Here is a 2,152-nt window from a genome sequence, read left to right as displayed (position 1 = left end):
CTGTGGACATGGCTTCGACACCCACATCCTTGCAGGTCAGGTGCACCTTTCTTTCACTGACCTCGATCAGTCATATCCCCTCTGAATAGGGGAGGTCAATGCGATCTATCGATCTAAGATCATCGATTGGCTGAGGTTCGGTGCGAGCTGGGCGGACGGTGCATCAAGGTGCACGCCAGTAAGGCGCTACATGCGCAGCTCTCTCGTCGCGCTGCGGCACTTCACCGTCACCCTTGCCTATGGTTGGTGGCTTGGTGTTGGTGGGCGTGCGCGCGGGCCGTAGGCCGTAGCGCGTGCGCGCGGCCCGGCCATCGGCCGGGCCTTCTTGATTATGTAGAGCAAACTTGGACCAGCTCGCTCCGGCGTTCCGGACGCACGTGTTACGCGATGGCGGCGATGTTGCCGTCGTCGAAGTAGATGGCCTGGTGCAGGCGTCCGCCGATGGCGGCGGCGTAGCGGGCGACGACGTCTTGGCCGGAGAGCTTACCCTGCTCGATCTGGGAGATGCGTCCTTTGGTTACGCCCATGCGCTCGGCGACCTGCTGCTGGGTCAGCCCTCGGGTGCGGCGGATCTCGGCGAGCCGATGCCCGACGACCGTCGCCAGTAGCTCCTGTTTGCCGGCCTCGACCGCTTCCTCGCCGCCCGCACGCTCGACGTGCTCGCTGCGGATGTCGCTCCACCGCGTGTAGCTGCTCATGGCGTGCCGCCCCCTTCCTCAGTGCGTTCTTTCAGGTACTTCTCGTAGCGCTGTTCGGCCAACGGGATGGCTTCGGTGTACCACTGGTTCCATCGTCCCGCCTTGTCGCCGGCGACGAGCAGGATGCTGGCGCGCCAGGGGTCGAAGGCGAACAGGATGCGTACGGTGCCGGGGCGTAGCTCCTTGAGGTTGGCGATCGTCGAGCCGTGGATGGTGTCGACCAGTGGCCGGCCGAGTCCCGGACCGGCCGCGGCGAGCAGGTCGAGAGCCTGCACGACGCGTGCATGCGCTACTGGGTCGAGGCTGTCGATCCAGTCCCGCACCTCGTTCACGAGGTAGATCTCCCACTCGCCGGTCACCACCCGGCGAGTATAGCGAACAGTAAACATCACGGTCGGGTGCACGGGACCGTTGGCGCCTGCGGTGCGTGGCCGTCTATCCGGGTTGCCGTCACCGATGCCGTCAACCGCCTTGCAGCGCATCGATGCTGACCGAAGGCCGCCGCAAAGCCACAGGTCAAGGTCGCAATCACAGCAACTACGCTGCGTGTCGGCCGTGAAGATGCCACACGTACTATGTACTCGCCGGCAAGACACCCGTCCTCGTGCATAACTGCCCTACAGGAGGCAGTGGAGGTGCCAGTCATTGGTCGGCACGCTCAGAGAACGCGGGTGATCTGTCCAAGAATTACACCCCGGGGCGGTCAACTAGAGATCCGGCGTCGCAGTGGTACCACGAGATGTTGAGCAATGACGAACTCTTGGACGGAATCAATAAAGCCGCGCAAGGCGATGGGATTGTTGTATCACGGGGCGGTACTATTCTCGGTGGACATCATCGCTGGGATGAGCTTCAGACAAGAATCGCAGACGGTCGCATCGACCCGAGTACAAAGATTCGCATCGACGTGTATGAGGGGGAGTAGCTTAAATGCCTATGATAAGTTCGGCTGATCCCGACTTTCGCGTCTGCCGGATCGGTTTCGATGCGCTGCTCGAAATTCAGTTGGAGGCAGAGGGCCGGGGTTGGGCCACCCGGTGGTCCTCGGTAGATGCACTCCGTAGTCAGGTGAAGGAAGAAGCCGTTATCCTTCAGTCGCTGATGCGCGAGGAGCGAGCCGGAACTGTGCGCGCGTACCGGTGTATTCTTTTGTTCTCGACGATGGATGGTGGCGAAGCTGGCGGAACTGCGACGATCGATCTCGATCCAGTGAGATTTGAATCGCTGCCCAGACTTGACCGGGACCCAGACGTTCGCAAGGCGTTTGCGCGGATCTTCTCTCTCGCGTTGGGTGGAATATCAATGGTATCCAAGAAGTAGAGAGAGGTGCTGACATCGAAGCGGCTGCGCAAATTCTGGCCAGGGCTCCGGCAAGGTAGCTATATGGCCGTTTCAGGTTATTCCGAGTATTTGGAGTGGTCGGTAGGGGTTTCGGCTGTTGCGGCGTAGGGCTG

The 2,152-nt window shown here is 61.4% G+C and carries 2 protein-coding genes; both read right to left on the bottom strand.

The features are described from left to right. Positions 1 to 380 precede the first annotated feature (380 nt). Positions 381 to 698 (bottom strand): helix-turn-helix domain-containing protein, encoded by a 318-nt coding sequence (locus CLV70_RS38780; protein WP_106131590.1) that lies wholly within the window; start codon positions 696 to 698, stop codon positions 381 to 383. After that, positions 695 to 1,060 (bottom strand): type II toxin-antitoxin system RelE/ParE family toxin, encoded by a 366-nt coding sequence (locus CLV70_RS38775; RefSeq protein ID WP_106131589.1) that lies wholly within the window; start codon positions 1,058 to 1,060, stop codon positions 695 to 697. The genes CLV70_RS38780 and CLV70_RS38775 overlap by 4 nt, the downstream gene beginning before the upstream one ends. Positions 1,061 to 2,152 lie beyond the last annotated feature (1,092 nt).

This window comes from Pseudosporangium ferrugineum (assembly GCF_003002065.1).
Classification (GTDB): Bacteria; Actinomycetota; Actinomycetes; order Mycobacteriales; family Micromonosporaceae; genus Actinoplanes; species Actinoplanes ferrugineus_A.
The sequence above is the reverse complement of the archived record's forward strand: the minus strand, read 5'-3'. Positions and strand labels throughout refer to the sequence as shown.

Excerpts from the sequence above, each read along its gene's own strand:
- CLV70_RS38780 (WP_106131590.1), bottom strand. The coding sequence starts at position 698 with ATGAGCAGCTACACGCGGTGGAGCGACATCCGCAGCGAGCACGTCGAG.